Origin of the sequence: Gloeothece verrucosa PCC 7822, assembly GCF_000147335.1 — a bacterium.
GTDB classification, from domain to species: Bacteria; Cyanobacteriota; Cyanobacteriia; order Cyanobacteriales; family Microcystaceae; genus Gloeothece; species Gloeothece verrucosa.
This window is the reverse complement of the sequence record NC_014534.1, coordinates 298,770-321,082: the sequence shown is the minus strand read 5'-3', so window position 1 is coordinate 321,082 and position 22,313 is coordinate 298,770. Positions and strand designations below refer to the sequence as shown.

Annotated in this window: 23 protein-coding genes; 13 read left to right on the top strand and 10 right to left on the bottom strand. The window is 40.1% G+C overall.

Features of this window, described 5'->3' with window-relative positions; translation table 11 throughout:
• Nucleotides 1–53: 53 nt before the first annotated feature.
• Both CYAN7822_RS31755 and CYAN7822_RS31750 read right to left on the bottom strand, forming a co-directional pair.
• A complete protein-coding gene (locus CYAN7822_RS31755) occupies nt 54–1,754 on the bottom strand; it encodes an asparagine synthetase B family protein (RefSeq protein ID WP_013335012.1) in 1,701 nt (566 codons plus the stop codon).
• 257 nt (nt 1,755–2,011) lie between these two features.
• Entirely contained in the window at nt 2,012–2,818 is an 807-nt protein-coding gene (locus CYAN7822_RS31750; RefSeq protein WP_013335011.1) for an SAM-dependent methyltransferase, read from the bottom strand.
• Nucleotides 2,819–3,417: 599 nt separating this feature from the next.
• Here CYAN7822_RS31750 and CYAN7822_RS31745 point away from each other — a divergent pair.
• Together CYAN7822_RS31745 and CYAN7822_RS31740 are read left to right on the top strand one after the other, a co-directional pair.
• Entirely contained in the window at nt 3,418–4,779 is a 1,362-nt protein-coding gene (locus tag CYAN7822_RS31745) for a protelomerase family protein (RefSeq protein ID WP_013335010.1), read from the top strand.
• Nucleotides 4,780–4,887: 108 nt separating this feature from the next.
• Nucleotides 4,888–5,286, top strand: coding sequence for a hypothetical protein (locus CYAN7822_RS31740; RefSeq protein WP_013335009.1), 399 nt, complete (start codon nt 4,888–4,890; stop codon nt 5,284–5,286).
• Between the two features lie 183 nt (nt 5,287–5,469).
• Here CYAN7822_RS31740 and CYAN7822_RS31735 read toward each other — a convergent pair whose 3' ends face one another.
• A complete protein-coding gene (locus CYAN7822_RS31735) occupies nt 5,470–5,889 on the bottom strand; it encodes a GFA family protein (RefSeq protein WP_013335008.1) in 420 nt (139 codons plus the stop codon).
• Between the two features lie 387 nt (nt 5,890–6,276).
• Here CYAN7822_RS31735 and CYAN7822_RS31730 point away from each other — a divergent pair, with 387 nt between their 5' ends.
• Nucleotides 6,277–6,645 (top strand): hypothetical protein, encoded by a 369-nt coding sequence (locus CYAN7822_RS31730; protein WP_013335007.1) that lies wholly within the window; start codon nt 6,277–6,279, stop codon nt 6,643–6,645.
• A gap of 32 nt (nt 6,646–6,677) precedes the next feature.
• Here the strand turns inward: CYAN7822_RS31730 and CYAN7822_RS31725 are convergent, their stop codons facing one another.
• The 3 genes from CYAN7822_RS31725 to CYAN7822_RS39880 form a co-directional block, all read right to left on the bottom strand.
• Complete coding sequence (locus CYAN7822_RS31725) at nt 6,678–9,284, bottom strand: DEAD/DEAH box helicase (RefSeq protein WP_013335006.1); 2,607 nt, start codon at nt 9,282–9,284, stop codon at nt 6,678–6,680.
• Nucleotides 9,271–9,498, bottom strand: a complete 228-nt coding sequence (locus tag CYAN7822_RS31720) for an HNH endonuclease (protein ID WP_041934269.1) — start codon at nt 9,496–9,498, stop codon at nt 9,271–9,273. Before CYAN7822_RS31720 ends, CYAN7822_RS31725 begins: the two co-directional genes overlap by 14 nt.
• Before the next feature lie 98 nt (nt 9,499–9,596).
• Entirely contained in the window at nt 9,597–9,857 is a 261-nt protein-coding gene (locus tag CYAN7822_RS39880; protein WP_245602842.1) for a hypothetical protein, read from the bottom strand.
• Between the two features lie 83 nt (nt 9,858–9,940).
• Between CYAN7822_RS39880 and CYAN7822_RS39875 the strand changes: the two genes are divergently transcribed.
• Both CYAN7822_RS39875 and CYAN7822_RS31710 read left to right on the top strand, forming a co-directional pair.
• Nucleotides 9,941–10,129, top strand: coding sequence for a hypothetical protein (locus CYAN7822_RS39875; protein WP_245602841.1), 189 nt, complete (start codon nt 9,941–9,943; stop codon nt 10,127–10,129).
• 361 nt (nt 10,130–10,490) lie between these two features.
• Nucleotides 10,491–10,700: a nuclear transport factor 2 family protein gene (locus CYAN7822_RS31710; protein WP_049802813.1), complete on the top strand. Its 210-nt coding sequence runs from the start codon at nt 10,491–10,493 to the stop codon at nt 10,698–10,700.
• A 109-nt stretch (nt 10,701–10,809) separates the two neighbouring features.
• Here the strand turns inward: CYAN7822_RS31710 and CYAN7822_RS31705 are convergent, their stop codons facing one another.
• The 3 genes from CYAN7822_RS31705 to CYAN7822_RS31695 form a co-directional block, all read right to left on the bottom strand.
• On the bottom strand, nt 10,810–11,127 hold the full coding sequence (locus CYAN7822_RS31705; RefSeq protein WP_041934268.1) for a hypothetical protein: 318 nt from the start codon (nt 11,125–11,127) through the stop codon (nt 10,810–10,812).
• A gap of 327 nt (nt 11,128–11,454) precedes the next feature.
• Complete coding sequence (locus CYAN7822_RS36385; protein ID WP_013335005.1) at nt 11,455–12,135, bottom strand: thermonuclease family protein; 681 nt, start codon at nt 12,133–12,135, stop codon at nt 11,455–11,457.
• A 62-nt stretch (nt 12,136–12,197) separates the two neighbouring features.
• Nucleotides 12,198–12,500 carry a hypothetical protein gene (locus tag CYAN7822_RS31695; protein WP_041934267.1) on the bottom strand — a complete coding sequence of 101 codons (303 nt, stop codon included), beginning with the start codon at nt 12,498–12,500 and terminating at the stop codon, nt 12,198–12,200.
• A gap of 235 nt (nt 12,501–12,735) precedes the next feature.
• On the opposite strand from CYAN7822_RS31695, the gene CYAN7822_RS35105 reads away from it, so the two are divergent.
• Both CYAN7822_RS35105 and CYAN7822_RS31685 read left to right on the top strand, forming a co-directional pair.
• The gene (locus CYAN7822_RS35105; protein ID WP_013335003.1) at nt 12,736–13,221 is read left to right on the top strand and encodes a DUF29 domain-containing protein; all 486 of its coding nucleotides are present in this window, start codon (nt 12,736–12,738) and stop codon (nt 13,219–13,221) included.
• 227 nt (nt 13,222–13,448) lie between these two features.
• Nucleotides 13,449–14,450 carry an isopenicillin N synthase family dioxygenase gene (locus CYAN7822_RS31685; RefSeq protein WP_013335002.1) on the top strand — a complete coding sequence of 334 codons (1,002 nt, stop codon included), beginning with the start codon at nt 13,449–13,451 and terminating at the stop codon, nt 14,448–14,450.
• A gap of 348 nt (nt 14,451–14,798) precedes the next feature.
• Here CYAN7822_RS31685 and CYAN7822_RS31675 read toward each other — a convergent pair whose 3' ends face one another.
• Entirely contained in the window at nt 14,799–15,971 is a 1,173-nt protein-coding gene (locus tag CYAN7822_RS31675) for a YcjF family protein (RefSeq protein ID WP_013335001.1), read from the bottom strand.
• A gap of 416 nt (nt 15,972–16,387) precedes the next feature.
• Here CYAN7822_RS31675 and CYAN7822_RS31670 point away from each other — a divergent pair, with 416 nt between their 5' ends.
• The 6 genes from CYAN7822_RS31670 to CYAN7822_RS31640 all read left to right on the top strand — a co-directional run bounded on the left by CYAN7822_RS31670 (nt 16,388) and on the right by CYAN7822_RS31640 (nt 22,306).
• On the top strand, nt 16,388–16,801 hold the full coding sequence (locus CYAN7822_RS31670; RefSeq protein ID WP_013335000.1) for a hypothetical protein: 414 nt from the start codon (nt 16,388–16,390) through the stop codon (nt 16,799–16,801).
• A 72-nt stretch (nt 16,802–16,873) separates the two neighbouring features.
• Complete coding sequence (locus CYAN7822_RS31665; RefSeq protein WP_013334999.1) at nt 16,874–17,536, top strand: J domain-containing protein; 663 nt, start codon at nt 16,874–16,876, stop codon at nt 17,534–17,536.
• A gap of 523 nt (nt 17,537–18,059) precedes the next feature.
• Nucleotides 18,060–19,226 carry a hypothetical protein gene (locus CYAN7822_RS37100; RefSeq protein ID WP_013334997.1) on the top strand — a complete coding sequence of 389 codons (1,167 nt, stop codon included), beginning with the start codon at nt 18,060–18,062 and terminating at the stop codon, nt 19,224–19,226.
• 289 nt (nt 19,227–19,515) lie between these two features.
• Entirely contained in the window at nt 19,516–20,337 is an 822-nt protein-coding gene (locus tag CYAN7822_RS31650; RefSeq protein ID WP_013334996.1) for a ParA family protein, read from the top strand.
• Complete coding sequence (locus CYAN7822_RS31645; protein WP_013334995.1) at nt 20,322–21,488, top strand: ParB/RepB/Spo0J family partition protein; 1,167 nt, start codon at nt 20,322–20,324, stop codon at nt 21,486–21,488. Before CYAN7822_RS31650 ends, CYAN7822_RS31645 begins: the two co-directional genes overlap by 16 nt.
• A gap of 50 nt (nt 21,489–21,538) precedes the next feature.
• A complete protein-coding gene (locus CYAN7822_RS31640; protein ID WP_013334994.1) occupies nt 21,539–22,306 on the top strand; it encodes an MOSC domain-containing protein in 768 nt (255 codons plus the stop codon).
• The last annotated feature ends 7 nt before the right edge of the window (nt 22,307–22,313 follow it).

Below are 22,313 nucleotides of genomic sequence, written 5' to 3'. Positions count from 1 at the left end.
GAACCTTGGGGTTGATTCAATTTTTCACTCTTAAAGAAGAAAAACCCATAAAATCATTGATTAACTTCTAGCCATATCTCCAAACTCAGTAATAACCAAAGCTTAACTCCATAACGTCCCCAAGGATCTCCTTGATAGTTTAACCAGTCTCGTATAACCTTTTGATTAAAGTAAGGAGCAATTTTAGCATTTTTATTCAATAATAACTTTCTTGCTTCCCTTTGCCAATATTTTTTAAACCATAATTGTACCGGAACCATCATGCCACTTTTAGGACGTTTAATAATCTCTATGGGCAATAGATCAATAACCGCTTGTTTTAAAACGGCTTTTTCCTCTGCACCAGCTAACTTATATTGCGGAGGAATTTGCATCGCTAATTCGACAATACGCCGGTCAAATAAGGGCGAACGTCCCTCCAAAAGAGCAGAACGAGTTAAATTATTGACCTTCGTTAAAATATGATCTGCTCCCTTAAATTTAATATTAATGCACATCAAGCGGTTAAGATAAGTCGTCTCCGAATTCAAATCAGCTTCAAAAGGAAAAGAGGAAGATTCAACAACAGCTAAAACATCAGGTTTCAATAATCTAGGCAAATCAAGAAAACATTTTTGAAAAGAAGTCAAATAAGCCGTCATTAAATTTGATTGATTTTCCGTTTGATTGTATAATTGATTAAGAAGCATAGGCTGATTTTTCGGTCCCCCAAAACAAGGATCACCCCCTTCTCCATTAAGAATAACTTGAACATTTCCTCCAGCTAACTGAGCCATTAAATAATTAGGAACAGTTAAAGGATCGCCAATCGGATCATCTAGATGAGCCATTGTCTCAGGCAATTGATTCCACATCTGTTGTGGCGTAATTTCTAAAATATGATGTTCAGTCCGACAAAATTGAGCAACTTGACTAGAAAATTCTAATTCATGGGGACTATCTGCCCCAAAAAAAATAGAATAAGTATGAACTGAAGCCGAATGTAACCGAGCGGCTAAAGCCGTAACACAACTTGAATCTAACCCCCCTGATAAATAAACCCCTACAGATTCATTTTGAGGTAAATATTCTCGAATAACTTGCTCTAGTAAATCACGTAATTTATTACTGTACCATGCCAAAGATTGATCGGGTTCTAAAATCTGCTCTATAGGTTGCCAATATCTATTTATTTTTCCATCTGATAGACTTAAAATCGTTCCGGGTAATAATTCCTTAACTTGTTCCCATAACGTGCGTTCACCAGCAACAAAAGCCGTAGATAAATAATCTCTAAGCGCCACTAAATCTAATTGTTGGGAATGAAAAGAAGAAAGATTTTTCAGCCTAGGTGCTATATAATAGCTTGAACCCGAATAACAATAATAAAGAGTTCTTACCCCCACCGAATCACGAACTAACCATAAACGATTAGCTGCAACATCCCAAACAATCAAAGCAAAAAAACCCATAAATTGCTTAACACATTCAGTTCCCCAGCGTTCCCAAGCAAAAGCAACAACCTCCTCATCTGTACCTTTCCAATCACTTAAACTAACTCCCAAACTTCTCAAAACTCGATCTCGATTAACTAACCAAACATCTCCTACTACCAAAAAACCTTTTTGAGGACTAAAAACAGGTTGAGAACCCACCAGACCCAACTTGCCAGGGACAGAAAAACTATACTCATTTAATTGAGTATTTATCTGTCCCCAAATTAAACACCAACTGGGATGTACCGACAACAAATTAACACTCTTGCGCTTTCTCATAAACTTATTTTAACCTGAATTCCGGATAACAAAAGGGAGAAGCTAAAAATTTTGGGAGGGGGGAAAATTAACATAGTGAACGGGAGCATCCCATTTGGGCAAAAGTAAAAATTAATTCCCGAATAATTATCGCGAATTAAATATTTAATTATTTACTTTCTTGTTCTTCATCATAGGCGATATCAAGTAAACAGCTTTGCGCGAGAATCGATGGTAGACTGTAATTATGTTCTGTCCCTGCGACGAGTCGCTCATGCTTAAAGTTCTTTAGTCGCTGTAACCAAAAAGATATGTGGAGCATCTGCCCGGCTACGGTCAGGAAATTGATAGGTAAATCTGCCAAAACTCGCCCCAGGTTCTCCGGGTTGAGTTACTGATGCCTTCCAACCATAATGAGCAAAAAGCGATTCCGGGTCTTCACAGCTAGAACGCCAGTATTTAGCCCATTGATCCGAACCATTGGCAATAACTGGGTTCATTAGATCAGCAGCCAACCCACTTCCGACTACCGATAAATGGTTAATTGTTACCAATAAATTCTCAACTTCATCTTGATTTAAATAATAAAGCAATCCTTCCAACAGCCAAAGGGACGGTTGCGAAGGTTGATAGCCTTGACACAGGAGCAATTTCTGCCAAAGAGTTTCCCTTAAATCGGCATAAATTAAATGTTGATGACACTGGGGAGCCATCCCCGATAAGCACGATTGCTTATATTGCAAAACCGAAGCTTGATCGATTTCATAAACATGAGTATCGGATTTCCAATTGAGGCGAAAAGCTCTTGTATCCATTCCTGAACCAACAATAATGACTTGCCGGCAACACGAAGAGTGATTGAGAAGAAAATCATCAAAAAAGCGAGTCCTCACGGCAATAAAGGGTCTTCCTTGTTTTTCATACTCTTCTAAGCGAGGAATTGCCGAAGATATAGCTTCCGCGCCAGCTAAAAGTTCAGCAAACGGATCAATAAACAAAGCATTAGGTCTGCGGCTTTCGATGGCACGAGCAGCAGCCATTACTTTCGCTGTAAAACCCACTTCAATTTCTTGGGATTGAGACATTTGGACTTGTTTATAGTTAATTTACTATAATACAGCCAACGCGGTTGGCTGAAAACCCGACAGGAGAATTGTTGGGAAGCTTAACTCTAGTGCGGAACTCGTTCGGCACTTCATAAGACTCTTGAGTGCTTCTTCATCATTAATAGGGATTCTGATGGCAAGCTAAACCGTAAAATGGTTAAATACCTCGGGAAAAATAGCAGCAAGAGCTACAAAAATCTGGTCGCCTCTATTTCTAGACGTAACCGCATTCAGGCTCTACAGAGACGGCTCAAAAAGTTAGTGGAACAACAGCAGCCACAACCTTAACGAGGGAGTAGGGAAGAACAAGAGTTAATTATTTTCCACTAACTCATAAAGACAGAGTATTATTACTTCAGTTACACTTCTCAATTACATAAGTTTATGGGACGTAGGAAGCGGCTTGAACAGGAAATAGAACAATTAAAACAGGCAAAAGAGTGAACCCTCCATCTCCGAGCGGCTCGGAGGTTGAACATTAACGCTAACATTAAGAAGAGAACATCTTTACTTTTTAATTAAACGCCTGCCGCACTAGCCAACCCCTCCCTAACCCTTCTCCCCAAGAACTTAAAACTATGGGTAAAACCAAGCCGCCTACTCAAACCCGCATCAAATTGATCTCTAACCCAGAAATTTTCGTGAAAACCGGGGAAGATTTTCTCGATTCAAAGAACTGCCTCGAAGTTTTGGGGGCATTGGTTTTGATAACGGGATTGGCTTGTGATGCTCTGCTGCTCAACAGTAACATCAAAGAGAAAACCGCTTATTCAGTAACTTTTACCGAGAAAAAGAATTTTACCGAAGAAATCCGCGAAATTCCCACATTAATTAAAGCACAGAAAGTTATTAAGGCTATTTCCTTTTTAAGAGACTCCCTTGAAATAGGCCACCTCGACAGCAAGACGATTAACTCCACTTATATACCGTCTGTCTTCAAAATCTGGCAAGAACACTTACAAAAATTCGTCCCGATGCCGCCAATTCGTCAGTTTTCTCATTCATTTTGGCGATCTGTTTATGCGGCTATTGCTACTCATTGGTATTGTCCTAGAAATGTCTCTCCTATTGATTACAAGGCTTACATCTGCGGCCAAGAGGAATTAATACGAGACAAAAGTGAAAAGATTAAGGAAAAAATAGCCGCACAATTAAATTATTTCGAGTATCAAATCGAAGGCCATAAAAATAAGATTGATTCAGTCCTCGGACTAAAATTAAGCGGCGGCTCGGTACAGGTTCTAGAAAAATTTCAGATGGTGGAATTTAGGGAAAACTCCGGACAAGTAAGCCAGCCAAGATATGAAGACCTTGCCGCTAATTCTTTAGCCGCCAAAGAAACACAAGAGAATCTAGAACCAACTGAAACTTTAACACAGATAGAGTTAAAATCTTCTGATGCCACCGAAGGAAAAGAATTGAATTTAGATGCCAAAATTTCTACGACTGCCTCCTTAGCTAAAGAAAATGTAGAAACAACTGAACCCAAAACACAACTAAATTTAGAATCGGGAGCATCAGAAGAAGAAAGAGATTTAACGGTTGAACAAGGGACTAAAACTCAGCCATTAAATGGGCAAGTTGTAGAGAATATCTCTGAAGCTGACCCCCAAAAACTAATTCTCTTAAAATTAGCCAGTGACCAAAGTGAGGTATTATTGGAAGGGTTAGAAGAAGCTACAGGATGCGCTCCTTCTACTTTGTTGTTAGGTAATATTTATCGGGTTTCTAATTCATCAGGGAAATTCCAATTCGTTTTAAAGCAGGGGAAAAATCAGCAAAAAATTTCGACGACTGTCGAAGGACAAGAAATTATTAAAGCTATTTCTAGGTTGAGGAAGTTTTCCGAATATCAGGAGTTGCTGAAACTGTCTCCAGAAGAAATAAATGAACACTTTAGAGTTAAAGTGGAAGTTAACGGGTTAATAAAAGATAGTTGAGAATAAACGCCTTAGCTTTTCTAAATTTTCTTAACGGTTCTTGAATTTACTCCTTAAATGTTGGATGATTGGGGGTTAACACATTAATTTTTTTACAGGCAGGTAAAAATGATTAAAAGATTACTGTTTACAACCTTGTCATTAATTTTAACGGCAGTAGTTTTTTTCTCTCTAATTCTAGCTCATCCTCATCCGGTCTTGGCTAAAAATACATCCAGCTACTTCAAGCCTCTTATTAAGAGTAGCTTAACCCTTCTAACGACGGACAACCGAACTTTAAAGTCCAAGTCGCTCACTGTGGATGAAGAAGAAAAAACTTTTACTGAACAGGCAAGGAATTATGTAGATCTCCTGGTCAACAATCAAATAAATCTTCACGACGAATTGACTGAAGTTAAAAAGTTTATAACGCAAAGTCAGAAGAAAGACGCTAATTTCAAAGCCGATGAAACCTATAAGCTTTATCAAGCAATTAAGGAAGAAATTTCTCAAAGATTACCGCGTTGAGCCAAATTAATTATCTCTTGGAAAAAATATTTAATTTGTAGCTCACTAATCTTCAACTCTGATTATACTAATTTTTGAGTTGACTATCTTGTGCTTTAGCCTACCATCACAAAGGCTTTGCCTATTGCTTAATCGTCGATAGATTCAGTACCGCTTGCTCGACCTCATTTATGGCTTTTCGGATCAATCGGCAAACTGTGCCAATAATTCGGCTCCAGTAAGATTTTTAGTTTCATTGGCAAAAGTATAATATTCCGGTTTTTCATCAATAAATACTTGATGTTCTAACACAAAACCTTCAGACGAGTCGAAAAGTCCCGCAGGTATGTAATACTGATGATTTTCTTTTAACCTGTAAAATAGGTGAGTACCACATTTACTACAAAAACCTCGTTCTGCCCAGTCTGATGATTGATAGATCCCGATATTTTCTTCGCCGCTAAAACTCACGTCACTACCGCACTCAACAGCTAATAATGCACCTCCGCCCCATTTACGACACATATTACAATGACAGGCCGCTATATGATGATTCAAGCTACTTGTTGATAAACTGACTGCTCCGCACAAACAAGTCCCTTTAACAATATTTGAAGTGGACATATTCAAGCCTCCGTGTGATCTGATCGCTAGTTCAAGAATCGATTGGCAAGGTTTATTAAAGCATAAAATACCGATGACGAGCATCAATCTTTAGAAGTGCGAAATGGGAGCATCCCATTTTTGTAAGTGCATAGCTCTTTCGTCACGATAGGCAAGGGTTTTGGCGACCCTAAAATGGTTAAAGTGCTTTCAATGGGATGCTCCCCATCTATAATACTCCTTGTGTTACATAACTTGATGGGAAGTCCGAAGCGGCTTGAAGCTTGGATGAATTAGAATTAGAGTAAAAGATGCTAGTGCGGCTAATTCTTTTGCCCTCATCGAGAAAAACTCTACTTATAATAACAAGAAGCCAACAGTTTTCAAGCTACCGCAATATAAACAAAGATGATTTTAAATGAATATGAACTCGAAGAAGTTGTCGAAAAAGTTAAAGTGGCTTTTCCTCATTTAACCGACTGGGAATGGAATAACGAGAAAAACTCTCTCTACTTCGGCTTTGCCATCTGGGGAAAGCTGATTTTAGAGCCAGATAATCTAATGTCAAAAGAATATTTCATAACCCTAGAAACCTACGAGAATAATTGGAGAGGTGTCTTAACGATTGGGTTACATTCCTATTTATGGTCAAGTGCTGATGTAGGGGATGCTCACTTGTTGAGTACGGATGATTGTGATACGGTTGATGAGGCAATTAAAGCACTTAAAAACCAAATTTATGACTTAGGTAAGGCTTTATCCGCTATTAATGAATAAAATTCTAGAACGAAGAATTTTGCCGACAAATGTTAAAATTCCAATTCTTCGGAGTCAACAACGACAGGTCTATTAACTATTATCCTTTTGCGCCAGCGCAGTTGCTCTATTAACTGCCGAATGAATGACCAACCCAACTGCCAAGCTTCTTTATATTGTTGCTCGTTATGTTCGCTCCAACTTCTACCTGTTTTCTCTTTAATATAACCAAACAGTGCCGCATGGATCAGTTGGCTGTTATTCTTAAAATCGGCTTCATAACCATTAGCGGTAACTCGTTCAATAGCGTCAGACAACAATTTCACCGGTCCTTTAATTAAAGAGGTTCCACTTGGCCCGTCTGGGACTAGATGACGTTGCTTGAATATATCCTGCACCAAAGCTCTAACTTTTGCCCCATATTGATTTTGTAAATTCATTTTCGCTACGTCAGGACGAACGATTACATTACCGGCATGAGGAATTTCCACTTCAAAATTTGCTAACTCGGCTTCAATACCTTTGAGGAAAGTTTCGTACACAGCAGCCGCCATTGTTTGTTTTAGCGATATCCCGTTGGCACAGATATCACCCGATTCATTGAGTTCTAATCCTTTTTGTTGTAGAAGAACGCTTTTTTTATACTCAGCAAAAGACACTAATTTATTATCTACCCAAACCTGCCAGTCTAACCCTAAATGCTCGATAAAGGAGACTTCCTCTAATTCTTTGAGCGAACGAGATTTTTGCACAGTAGCCCCCTGGGGTAAATCGATCCAAGTCGGTGTAATCTGCACTTGATGATCGTTTAGCACCGCCTCGACACAAACATTGACAGTACGAGTCGTGCGGATCTCCTGCAAGCGCTCAGTGATCATTTTAACTTCGGCCTCTTTTGGTAGAGGTTGCTCTTTGTATACTGTGTCCGGCCCATCAACTCCATAGAATAACGGAAGTCTCTCCAACCCAGAATGAGCATTAGAGTCAATCATGGCTGCATCATTAGGTACATCATCTTCAAGATTAATAATTTCAGGTGCGGCTTGTGTAAGGGAACCCAACTCAGCCGCTAAGTTAAATTTAGGAGGAGCAGAAGAAGACGGTTCAATAATTGCCGTTAGTTGCAGAACATCCCCAGGTTTTAAATCCCCTACCTCGTTAATCGTTAGAACCGTTTCTCCCGCTTCGTAAGGACAAGTTAATGCTGGTTTAGTTTTTTTAATTAGATTGGTTTGAGAAATCGCGTCACTTTCTTTACCTTTGAGGAACTCCTGAAAAAGTGAGTAAATGCCTAAAGATTCATGAGTAACAATTACTCCCCAATTGGGATGGGTTAGATTGGGAAATTTGCCAGCCGCCTCCCCTGGAACTCGACGGATAATTCTCCCCCATTCCTGTTCGGCGGGTGATAGGGATTTTAAAACGCACAGACAACAAGAGACTGAAGCCCAAGGGTGATCGAAACCCACCCCGATCATTCCGCAGTGAACCAATACCCACAGATCGCCCCGGTAAAATCTCTGTAATATCTCACTGGCACGACCAGCTAAATCATATTCATCATGTTCGCTATGGATCACCCCGACTTTCCCTTCCAGAACAGGAAAATTATCTTCTAAGAGTTTAGCTACCCGATGAACATGAGCGATATTTAGTGCCCGAACTATCATGGCGTGGGGTTGCCCGGTTGCTGATCGTTTACTTAATAAAACTTCAACCGCTTTTTGTAAAACAGGGAGACAAAACGAGTCAGCTAAAAGGATTTGCCTGAACCATTGGCGATCACTTCTGGCACGATTGATGAATGTTTCAAAGTCATAAGCAATCTCTTCTCCGTTTTCCTCGATGACAAAAGCTTTACTACTCGCCTCAGAAAGAGTTAGTTTTTTAATCGGCGGCGGGTCCATCCTCCACGCCTGTTGCAAAGAGAATTCGTAGTCGGCATCAGGGGCGTAACGAATAACGGTGTTTCCCAGTTCATCTAAATCTGCTATTTGAGAATAATGAACGTTCGGCAAAGGTTGAGAATCGCTGCGGAATTTCGAGCCGGTAAAATAGGTTAGTAGTGATGACTCAAAATAATTAACGATGGTGCGATATGATTGCGCCGCACTGAAATGAGCTTCATCGACGACAATTAAACCAATACTTGTTGGTTCTATATCCCCTCTAGTCACTAAATTGAGTAGAAATTGGCGATTAGCTACCAACATAGAAGCTGAATGTAGAGCAAAAGCATAGGATTCAAAATTATTGGCATCTAACTCAACAATTGTTGGTGGGGGAACACCAGGGGGCAAAATTTCTAATGAGTACAGCAGCCATTGGTCATAAATGGGACGACCTTGAGCAGTTGTGGGAAAATCTTTGATGAACCTTGAGCGTAGAGTACAGTTATCACTCAGGAATAACACTTTTTCGGCACTCATCCAGGGTGCAAGAATAAAGGGAGTCAAAGCTTGAATTAGTGTTTTTCCAGTCCCCACGCCGCATAAAATTAATGCTGCTTGCCGGGGTATTGAGTTCATCTCCCCTCGCATCGCTTTTTGATAAATCGATAATAAGGCTTCCCGTTGATGGGGATATAATTTAGTCAAGCCGGCTAGAATCCTTTGGAGTACCAATTCATGATAGGTGCTGAAATAATTAGCGATCGCCATTACTCAACCCCTCCCACTTATCCCCCTTTTGGCTGTTGCAAGTAATACACAAAGCTTGACCGTTCCAGGCTTGCGTCGCGCCCCCTTTTGAATACGGGATTCGATGATCGGCGGCGAAATTATCAAGAGTTAAATTCACCCCACAGTTAGCACAGCAATAGCCAGACTTCCTCAACATTAATAAGCGCTGTGCCCTTGTAAAATTTCTCGCCATCGCCCTTATCCCCCCAGTTTTACCGTAAGCTTTGCTCCTTGTTTTTAGTTTAGAAGAAAAGTCCCCTGATGCACAAAGCGCAATCCAACCTTGACGTTTTAAGTTGGTGGCTGTAAAGTAATTTTATACAACCACCAACTCAGTTCCCGCGATGAAAATAAACCCCCAATCAATAGAACAACAAATCGCCCGAATCGCAGGCTCAGGACTTGTCGCCGCTCCCAACACCACCGATCTCTAGCTATGTAGTCAGCAAGCCAAGTGGTAAATCCTATAAATACTACCGCCTGATGACGCATATCCGTGATAAAGAAGGTAAATTGAAGAAAAAGATGGTTAAATACCTTGGAGCCGACCATAGTAAAGCCACTCTGAGGATGGTAGCTGCTATCCTCTGCGCCGCAACCGCATTCAGGAACTACAACGACAACTCAAGAGGTTGATGGCTCAAGGACAACCTCAACCGAAGCAAAGAAGCAGGAGAGGTTCAGCCGTTAATAGTCCACTAACTATTTCTGACAGAACTTTATTGCTTCAGTTACAGCAGCAATTAGGGGAGTTGATAGAGAGGTTTGAGCAACTTGAGCAAGAAATAAAAAAGGCGCAGAATTCTTCTGTCAAATCGCCTTAACTATTCGGCTCCCGCTTTTGACCTACAAACTCTGTACAAAATTTTTCGGGATTTCTTTATATTTTCAACACTTTATTTCAACACGCTACACCCTACCCTGCATCAGAGATTTGGTACTCTTTTTTAACTCATATTGATTTAACCGATAGGGGCGATCGCCAATATTCTGGGTTTTTATAGATCCTCTTACGATCTTAAGCCTAGTTGTGCCGTGCTTTCTCGCCGGTTTGCGCTCAAAAAGCATTTGGGGGAAGAAGCGATTTTTAGCGATCGCTAAGTGGTCAAAAATTAATTAAGGTCATCATCTTTAATTGAGTCAAATTTAAACAAAGTCATACAGGGAAAATCTCAACTACAACAGATGGCGACGGACTATTGGCAGAACACAGAAGAAACACAAATTCAAATCAAACGGATCATCAGTCAAGGAAACCAGGGGGCGATTGAGTGGCAGTGGAGCGATACTGACAAAAAAACGGGGAAAAAACAACTCGCAACTGATGCAATAATTTTCGAGTTGGAAGGGGGGAAAATTAAATATTGGCGTGAATACATTGATGCACGAGCGTGAGGGCTAAAACTGTTATCAATGCTCTCTTTGGTCAAATAGGCGTTTTGAGAGGAGAAAAAAGTTTTTTTGTATTGGCTTCAAAAGTTAAACCGTAAAATCTTAAATACTGTTAAATTCCCTGTTCCGCTAAACTCGGTGTCGGTAGCGGCTCTTTTTCCGGCAAGAATATATTACTTATTGTCTGGCAGACTTGCCCAGTAACAAAGGCTCTTTTTGCACCGAATCCTATTAAAGCACATTCCCGGCTCAATCCCAGTACGATTAGTAAGAGCAAAAAAAATGCGGCTATTGGTGAAACTCCTATAAGAACTAGCCGGCCTACTTTTCTCCATTTGATAATTAATTGCTCAGAATGATCGGATTTCATCTTAAAAAAAGTGACGGGAAAAACTCCCCCAAGCTTAATGGCGCTTATCCAACCTCTCATGTTTTCTTCTTTTTAACAAGAGAAAAATCCCCTAACTTTTAGCAATAAACCTAATTGATAATTAGTTGAAAAGCGTTAAATAATGACAAAAATATCGATAATTATTCCTGAAATCGACGATAACAATTATATTCTGGCAACTCTTCTCTAGCTTTATTCAAGGCATCTTCTACTTTTAATGAATCGCGGTATGACAAATAAAATGTTCTGAAAAAAAGTCCGAGTTTTAACCAAGGGATTTCAATAACCGGCGCAATCACCGCAGCCGTACCATTTTAGGCGATTAGTTTTATATCAGGCTCTATATAATTGCTTTGAGACAAATGTTTATCTTTCACATCCAATCCCATCCTTGTCACCATCGAATCCATGAGGATCTGGGGCTAAAACCCTGAATCTTCGTTGCGAAATTTGCCCACAATCAAGAGCCGGAGGCGGTGGTGGAATACAGATATCCGGATAAGAAGGATCGCACTTCTTGTTATTATTAGCAGTTGATGGGGTATTAGTAACGGGTCTTTTACCGGCTCGATAATCCCAAGGCATAATCGGATTATTTTGCTTCCAAAATCCTAAACGTTTCTGTTTAGCGGCACTTTGAGCCGCCAATAATTGATTCTTTGTAGCAGCGCAGCCATTAAGATACTGCGGGTAAACTACCGCCATTCCCTCACTAACTAAAGTTAAATTAATTGATTTATTATTGAGGTATATCTCAGCGACGGTTCGATTATAACGATCTCTGTCTATACGCCGCACGTTCACAGTTTTCCCTTTAGGTAATAATTGTTTTAATCGATTGGCGGCTTGTTGTCCGTAAGGATTTTGTGACATTTCTGGACTGTCCACACATCCTAATCTAATTGTAATAGTCTGCCCTTGTTGATTGACTCTTAATGTATCTCCATCACCTACACTCACCATTGTTGCTGTGGGTAAGTTTTGGGCGACGGTAGCAACATTTGTACTCAATACAACTAACAAAATACTTGTGACCCATTTATTCATTAAAATATTAATTTTAACTATTACCCTTTTAGTATTCCCCGATTAGCCTTCAACAATCACATTTAAGCATTATTCTCAAAGTTTTTTAAAGCGATCCAATTTTTAGCCGCCTCAAGAGCCGCTCCTGCCGTGTAATAAATTTCCTTTCGCCGCTCTACTGAACCATCTTCAGCTACAACCCCGAACTGGTAGCATTTAGAGTGGGTGTAAAACACCAATGCCATTACACCACAGTAGATCAATACGAATTCAAGACGAAAACCCGGCTCAAAAGGGTTGTTGGCTTCATGATTTGGCTGCATCATTACCGTCCTTAAAATCGAGTTCATCAATAATACTCCCACAATAACGGTTTTGGACACCATTGCCGTCTATTGCTCGGTTTTAGGTCAAGCTACCTTAACCAGTACGAGTTGCTAGAAATTTAATCAACAAAGCTTCATTGTCTATAACAAAAGCGACAAACGCTACGTCTATTACTGAGCAATAAAAGCAGTGAGATTAAGCGTATTGCGCGTGTTTATATCCCGTCCGTTGGCATTAAAATAAGAGCCAGAGTTAACATCGGGATATAAATTGATAGAGGGAAGATTCTAAAATATGAGTAGTGATAGTGATAACCTGTATGAACGAAATTTTATTGCTTGGATTCAATCCCAAGCTGAACTGTTACGGAAAAGAAAATTTGAACAATTAGATCTAGATAATTTAATTGAAGAACTCGAATGTTTAATTCACACCGAGCAAAACTTAATTAGACATCATGCCTACCGTCTATGGTATTATTTACTAACTGAGAAATATGAAGGTTTTAAAGATCCTGGGGTGAAAGAATGGCATAGCGGAAAAGCCGGTTACCATCATTCAATGTTGGAATCATTTCTAGAATCTCCTCAAATGATGGAGTATTTTAAGAAAGAATACCTAGAAATTTACCAGCACGTTGCCAGAAATTGGTGTTGTGACCGAGGGGATTGGGAAAAAATTTTACTGCCAACGGAACCCCCGATCTCGCTTGATAAGTTTTTGGAGGATGGGAATTTATATTGGTTAATTGAAGCCCGAAAAGAAGGTAAAGAAAATTAAAAATTATAGGCTTTTAGAATTGGATGAATTTGGGTTTGAAAGTTTTCTTGGCTGTTGTCGGCAACAAGTTCTCGACCTCTGTCTATCTAAGAACTTTAAATGTAAACCTAGAATTTTGTCCCTGTTGGCTTTCCTAATCATTCGATTTGGCGATCGCCATTATCTTCCTCTATCTCTATCATTTTTTAGTATATTAGTTCAAAACAGCTATTTGATTTTCAGTAAAGATGACTTGTTGGTTAGATGCTCAATCCCTTCAATTGCCGATAATCGATATCAGCCCGTTAGCCGGTCGTCAAGGAGACTGCACGACAGTTGTCAAGCAGTTAGAGCAGGCTTGTCGTGAGACGGGGTTTTTCTATATTGTCGGGCATGGCATCGATGAAAAATTACAGCAACGCCTAGAAGACCTCAGCCGTCAGTTTTTCGCACAAGATCTAGCAACTAAAATGCAGATTCGCATGGCATTAGCCGGTCGAGCGTGGCGTGGTTATTTTCCCGTTGGCGGTGAATTGACTTCGGGAAAACCCGATCGCAAAGAGGGAGTTTATTTCGGCTCCGAACTTGACGCAGATGATCCTAGGGTCAAAGCAAATCTTCTGTTGCATGGAAAAAACCTATTTCCTCCTTTACCGGACTTCGGCGAAACCGTTCTAGAGTATCTAAGTGTCATGACCGGACTCGGTCATACAATTATGGAAGGCATTGCTCTAAGTTTAGAATTGGAATCATCTTATTTTTATGATCGCTATACAGCCAATCCCCTAATCCTGTTTCGGATCTTCAATTATCCCCCCGATGAAGATCCTCACTCCGAGTCTTGGGGCGTGGGTGAACATACAGATTATGGCTTGCTGACTATTCTCAAACAGGATGATTCGGGGGGGCTACAGGTCAAAACCGGAGGGGGTTGGATCTCGGCGCCACCTGTTGCTAACTCATTTGTCTGCAATATCGGTGATATGCTCGATCGTCTCACGGGAGGCTTTTATCGCTCGACACCCCATCGAGTCCGCAATCCATCACCGAGCGATCGTCTTTCTTTTCCCTTCTTCTTCGATCCCAACTTCGATGCTCAAATACAACCGATTCCAACACGACAAATTATCCAAGACGATCTATATGAGCGTTGGGACAAGGCAAGTGTCCATCAGTTGCAGGGGACTTATGGCGATTATATCTTAAGCAAAGTTGCCAAAGTCTTTCCCGATTTGCGGCAAACAATTTAAGACTCAAACCCTATTTTGGCGTAATTTTCAAGCTCACTTAAAGTAAAAAGTGGCCGTTTTTAAAGGAGCAAGTAGCCGTCAAGTCGAATTTAAACTAGAAAAGAATTTGATTCGTTCTAAAAGTAGAAGCAATCGCTCTCCCTTTCTCCAAAGTCGAAGCTAGGAACGGCAATCTTTTAACTATGAGTTTGATTGTCCTCTTCCTTTAAAAAAAAGCTTTGGATGATGCTCCCGAAACTCCACGTAATTCCAGCGACCAAAAGAATAAACATTAATGGGGCAAGTCCGGCGAAGGGAGCTAAAACAAAACTCATGATTAAACATACTATTAAAATTCTCGATAATCTATTATTCATTACCGTTTTTTTCTTCACCTATTTGGTTCTGGTCATTAATGTCTATTTTAAAAGCGATCGCCTGTAAGATTTTATCTTCTTCTGGAGAGATATTATCTTTGAGGAGAGCAATTTGTCGGCACTGAGCCAATAAAGCTAAAGCAAAATCCGGGTTAATTTGCTCTAATAAAACGTCTAAAGGTTGAGGCGAAGTAATATTAGCCTCAATGGTTTTAATCGACTCAGGCTCTAATTTGAGTTCTTCGAGTTCAGGTAGAATATCAGACCAGTTTTTATTGGGGTAACTTGCCCGGATCTGATAAATTAATATTTGATCCATAATCGCCTGTTGGCCGAGCGCTACATCGAGATAATCTTCACTTTGTTTTTGCAGTGATTTTAAAGTTTCGGTAGTCGGTTCTTCCGTTAATTCTTTCTCTTTAGCCTCATAAAAGCGACAGGCTGTATAACCTAAAGTGTAGAGCATGGTGGCATTGGTACTGGCCCCGATCATCGCTCCGGCTAAGGGGATATTCCTCATGAAACCCAGACCGGCTTTGAGGGCGTTCCTTCCCCCCAGGGCTAGACCAAAAATGGCTAAAACCTCTCCCTGTCTGGCCTGATCTCGTAAATCCTGGTTATATGCGGCAGCTATCTCATAGATCATTTCGGTTTGTAATGCGTTAGTTGCAGCGAAGTCCACTGCTAAAAGTGCAGCAGCAGAACCCGGCAAAATACTACTAACAAATCCTATCCCACTGGCTTGAGTGGCCTTTGAGAGTATGATTCGATGAGCGATCTCAAAGGACGATTCCTCATTGTACTTGGCTTTGAGCCGTTTAACCTCATCAGAGGCTTTAATTAAATCCACAGAACTGCTCATCCCCACGAGCCAATCTAGCTTAAATACCCCTGCTAGTTTTTGTACAAAGGGATTTTTCACCAAAGGAAGATTACCTATAGCCGTCATCGCCCGTCCCGCCTCGGATGTAGCTTGCTCGATCAACTGATAGGTTTTAGAAGCTGCTTTTTGGCCGACCGAGTGAGTCCTCTTAACAACTTCTGAGCCGGTATCCTTAATAAAGGAAGTTAAAAATGCGACTTGATGTCGAGATTTCTCTATTGAAGAATTAAGGGCCCGATCGATTTTTGAGTCAGATGAAGAGGGAGAATGATCTTTACTCATTTTTATTAGGAGCGAGTTCAACTAACAAATTTTTTAAGATTAAAATAACTTTATTTTTTGATTATGATTTATTTAATTCCAAGTGGCTTCAACCAGTGGAAGCATTGTTAAAATCTTGGGTACACCCTAGGGTTAGACGTTAGATTTATTAAGTTTTATCACAAATCGACTCAAGGCTTGACAAAATTCTCAACTTCATTTAAATTGGCTGAAGAGAACACGCAGTCCCTTTAACCAGCAAGTTATCAAAAAGTTAAGCGGAGCGTGCAGTCAAGAAATTATTCAGACCTGACAAAGGTTAAATAAAGTTTTTCGCCAACTCAATAAAAGATCCTCTTCAACTAAGAGATCTGTTCTTCGGCTCAATTCGAGTCAACCCAATAAAGCGCAACATTATAAAAAGGAAATCAGCCATTATGGATAATTCACGTCACATAGCAAAAGGCTTACAAACTGGTGATCAAATTAATCAAGCGGTAGCTGGTATCATCGTTGAAAACAGCGTTCTAATGTTCAAAAACGCTTTAAAGACTGATTTTAATACGGTTTTAGAAGCTAGGCTTACCGAAGCGGTATCCAACGTTCTTACTGAACACGCGGAAAGTTCCCAACAATTTGCCCAACAGTTTTTACTGCAAACAAAGACGAAACTAGCCGGGCATTTAGTCGAGAGTCAGCATCATCATCCTATAGTGTCGATCCCCGAATCGATGTCCTTATCGCAATTAGAAAACTTCGATGTTGATTTAGATGCAGAAGTGGCCAGGATTGCGGATGAAGCGGGAACGTTAACCATTGATGTCAACCCAGATAGTCCCATTGGATTCTAAATGCAATTGTTTTTATTTTTCATTGGGGGCAATTGCTCCCAGTGTCCCATTATCGAAAAAAAAGGAGAAAAAATGTACACACAGCAACAAATTTTAGAAATAGCGCAGCTTCCAGAAACTTGTTTTCGCTACAGATGCCACATAGACAACCTAATTAACTTTTATAAGTGGGCAAAAAATCAATGGACGGCCACAGCCGTTAAAGAATTCACTAGCGAACATAATTTAAACTTGAGGAAAAACAGCGATCGGGCCAGACTGGGATGGTTGATGGCGATCGAGTATGTCAAATGCCTACCCCCGGCACAACCTGAACCATCGGCTGAACCTAAAAACTCCCAACAGCCAGAGCGGGAGCAACAGTTGGAACAGGATCACAATCGAGTTGCCCAAGTCGTTAAGGTTTTGGCGACGGCGATCGCTTATCTTCCACCAGTACCGCCAACTAATGGACTCGAACAAACGCCGCCTTACTGTATTTTAGGGAAGCCTATTTATTTTGACGAATTAGTGCGGAACTATAAAATATTAGCGCAGAAATGGCATCCCGATTTGTGTTCTCACCCAGAAGCACAAGAGAGATTTCAGTTAGTAACAGCTATATTTAAAGAATTGAAGACTTCCTGGTTCAAAAAATACTCACCGCTTATAGCAGCTTGTACTATCGGAAGCGAAAACCTTAAAAGGGCAAGAAATAAAACATTTCCTTTTACGGCTGAAAGTTTTTGGCAGTAAAATTAAGGAAGCTTAAAATATTACGTTCCCTAACCATGCCCAGTAAGAAAATCCGCGTCAACGAATATACTGTAAAATCTCATTATCGCACGATTCATACCCGCGTCTTTCATTTAATTTGTAGTTATTGTCATGACGCTGTTGAAAGAGAAAGTTACGCGACAAGTTGTCCGAAATATGGCAATCAATGTAATGGAGTTGCGGGGAAATGTAAGAGATTTGAAAAGAAAAGTTAAAGTTTTTTTTCAAAGAACAGGAATTTTAATCGATGTGCTATCTTCTTAAATTATCTCTCGGTAAAATTTTAGAAGTGAAGAGTTTTCACTCAAGTCACAAAAAGCTAACTGATTTTTTTATCGAGACATTTAAATTAATGAAGCCAGAAATAATGAGAGAGTAAAATTTAATAGCCAGTTCATTTTACTCTCTCATTTTATCGACAAAAATCCCATGAGCAACTCAAAAAAAGTTGGCTCATGAACTCGAAAATAAACTACAATAAAACTGATTCAATTAATAATACATGATGGAAGCTGTAGCACCACCAAATAATGAACCAACTACTGAGGCTCAACCAACCACATCAATCCAATACTCAGCATTTGGTTATGTCCTGGGGCATTTAGAATTAGATGCTGAAAATCCCAAGATGGGAAAACTGCTATTGACTGATGGGACGATTTTACCTGTTTATCTGTTTCATCACTCGAAACTCAACCAGATTTCCTTAGAGAAACTTTATGCTTGGCGCATTTATTTTCGGACCGACCGGCAACAAAACTTAAGCGGACTAAAACTCGTCGAAGCGATCTCCGTCAATGACGGAACAAAATTAGATAAATTACTGCCCTCAAAGGCAGCGATCGATCACTTTCGCATTCGTGGGCGGATTCACAATGTTTGGAAAGGCCAGATCGGGTTGCGCCTGGAACGCAACAACGTACCAGCAGGAAAAGAGAACTTACCGCAATGGAAACCGTTTTACATTACTGTACTGGGAAAGTTAGAGCCAAGAGTAAATAAAGGAGATGCCTGGGAGATAGTGGCCAGACGCGAAGGTATGCAGCTTCATTTAGTCGAGGCTAACAAGATTGATGAAACCGTTGTGGAGTCCAAAACGGATAAAGAGAGGCACAAACAAGGACATGAAGGCGAAAAAACCTATAAAACCCCACCTAATTGTCTAATCAATCAAGATACCGAATTTATAGCTCAAGAAACTCAAGACAGCTACATTAACTCTACTTCTGTTGCCGACTCAGCAGCTATACCCACAACTGATACATCAACAGAAGTTAGGGCCACAGCTATTACATCAACCACTACATCAACGACTAAACCAGGGACAAGCTCAGAGGTAGGAGTAATCATGATTAATGGTAAGACACCAGAGGTAACAATCAAGTTTAGCGAACGGCCTGATGTACCGGAGACAGGGAAAAAGGTAACGATACAAATCACCGGCGATAATGGCATAGTAGTCAGGGCAGAAGTTGATCGCAAAAAACTCCAGAAAAACGTTGAAAAAATGGATAGCTATGAAGCATGGACAGCCGCTTTAGCCGGCAAGATAGTTAAAATTGATGCTGATGGAATCATCGAGCTAGAAGGTGCTGGAATTAATGTGTTTGAGAAGAAGGCAAAAGAGACAACCGATAAAAAGCCAGAAAGTCAAGAAAAACTCCAATAAGCTCGCATATTTTTCCAATAAGTTGCCAAATAATTCCGCAAATTCGCAAAAATCAACTTAAAAGCCACATGAGGAACAAAATTTTTTAGCCTCTTTACGAGAATAATGTTATTCTGAAGAATTTAATTTTTTTTTCAGGCGGACGGTGGAGCGAAAACCACGCTGGCAACTCACTTAACGTATTTGCTCTCTCAATCAACATATCAGATGGGGAACAAAGTTTTTTTTAGCCTCTTCATACAGAATAATATTATTCTGGAGAACTAATAAATTTTAATTTAAACAACTCATGCAACAGCTACGTCTAGCGATTCTTTCCAATGCAGGAGGGAGCGGGAAAACCACATTAGCAACCCACTTAACTTATTTGCTATCAATAGCCAAATATTCAGTAGCGACGATCGATCTTGACCCTCAAGGATCTATTAATGTCTTCTGCGGTTTACCCAGACCTGATGAGAGTCAAACCATTGCGGCAGTTTTATCTAACGATAAATTTAGCGGAGACTGGCCAATAGTCCCTCTTTGGAACAATAAAGGAGTAAAGTCAGCTTATGCCTGTCAAGGGGAAAAAATCCTAGAAAAGACAAGTAATGAATTGGTACTCCATCAACGAGGCGCTTACTTACTGGGCGATCGCCTTGACGACTTTCCCTTAAAGCAAGATGTGATTATTTTTGATTGTCCAGCCACTTTGGGTCCACTTCCCACGATTGCGATCACGGCGGCCACACACATTTTAGTTCCCGTACAAGTCGAACCGAAATCCACAGCCGGGGCATCTAAACTTCTCGAATGGCTTTATGAGAAATTTGGGATTTTACGATTAAATCCAAGACCGAAAATTTTAGGATTTGTCCCCAATCAATATGATCGAAAAATAGCTATTCACCGAACACTACTAGAACAGCTAAGTCCAATGTTGTCAGAACTGGGTATTCATTGTTTTAACCCGATTCGTTCTTCATCAGAATTTAAAAATGCTTGTGCCCTTGGACTGCCACTACAACTTTACCGTCCAAGCCATCCTGCTTGTAAAGATTTTAATCCTATTATCAAAGCTTTAAAAAACGAATTAAATCAAGGAGAAAAATTATGGGCCGCCGGATAGGAGATAACCTCATCAACCAACAATTTTCTCAAGTAGGGGTTTATCAAGAACTCGATAAAGCTAATAAACGAGTTGAAGAACTCACCGTCGAAATCGACCAATTAAGAGCATCGGGAAATAAACAAGCCGAAGAGAAAAAAGTCAAAGAACTTCGCTCATCTCTTACTGAACAAACAATAATAGAAATCAAGATTGAAAATTTACAACCCAATCCCCAACAGCCTCGTCAAACCTTCAGCGAGGAAAACCTTTTAGTCTTAGCCCGTTCCTTAGAACAAGATGGACAACAACAGCCAATTTTAGTTTTTCAGATCGATGCTACAACTTTTTTAATATTTGATGGTGAACGGCGCTATCGAGCGGCGCAAAAAATTAATTGGCAAACACTTCAAGGAATTATCCTTCCCCTGCTCCATTCCACTTGTGTCTCGAATCCAGTGACATTTCGTCGTCAGGCATTTCTGGCCAATTATCATCGAGAAAACCTAAACCCGTTAGACATGGCAGAGATGTTAGTAGCTGAAATTGCCACTACCGAAGCTATCGAGCCGGCTGAAGTTCCCAACCTACTTAATGCTGCCATCACTAGGCTCTCATCAGAAAGTCAATTAGAGCTTTTAACAACATTAGTTACAGCTTCAGCACAACAACAAGAAAAAGCTTTATCCGATCTAGAACGGCTTGAAACCATTAAAGAAAAAGAAAAAGCCGTTTTAAAAGTTATTCTATCGCTACAACTTAATCCAACATCAGTAAAGACAAATATTTTTCCCTCATTAAATTTGTTTGATGACTTAAAAATAGCTATTAGGCAAAAGGGATTAGGTGGGCATCAGGCAAGAGTATTACAGCAGCTATCGGCTAAAAAACTTGGAAAAACCGCATCTGAAGCCTTATTAATTCGTCAAATGGTAACGCAAGAAGTTATTGAAAAAAAACTGTCCGTCGCGGCCACAAGAAATCGAGTTACAGAAGAATTGACCCAAAAACTCCCTCTCGAAGAAGAAAAAATTGGAAAAACCGTTCAAAGTGCGATCGCCAAAATTGAAAAAATGAAAGTTGAGGCAATGAAAAAAGCCGAGCTTGAAGCTCTTGAAGCCGCGCTAAAACATAAACTAAAAGAAATTAAATTAAGCCTAAAAAGTAGCTAATTCGTACCCAATCAAAAATGCTATTTTAGGTAAAAGTTAAAATTTAATTTATGTGCCACTCTAGAGTCAGTTACCTATTTGCCAAACCGAAATCGGGGCAGCCGACCTTACCCTATAAAAAGCTAACTCTCGAAACGGGTGTTGGGATAGTGGGCGATGCTCATGCCGCTCAAGGAAGTCCTCGTCAAATTCTGTTAGTCGGGGCTAACACACTACAGGATTTTAAGCTCAACCCAGGTGAGTTAAGAGAAAACATACTCATTGATGGTGAGATTGAGCAGTTTTCATCGGGTCAGGTTTTACAAATTGGAGAAGCGTTAATTCGTTTAACTTTTTTGTGTGAACCCTGTAAGAATTTGGAACAAGTTCAGTTAGGCTTAACTAAACGAATTAAAAACCGAAGAGGTATGCTAGGAATAGTTGTAGGGGGAGGCGAAATCAATATAGGTGATCAAATCGTGTTAACGTCTCATCGTTTTTCGGTTTTTCCTGATAATCCTAAAGAGCGTTTTCAAGAATTTGTTAAAAGAATTCCATTTGGTAAAGTTGTCACCACCTCAGATTTATTGCTGGCTCTGGGTTTAACTCAAGCTTACTACAGAGCGATCGGTAATTACATCAAACAAACACTCACCAATGTGCCGTCTCATCGTCTCGTCAAAGCTGATGGAACACTATTAACCAAATACATTTTGAATCAAGCCGAACTTTTAAAGGCAGAGGGAGTAAAACTTAACTCTTCTCTTGTCGTCGAATCACACTATTACTGGGACAAAAACCAGTTTCATCATCAGCAAGATATATATGAATGCCACTAACTTAAGC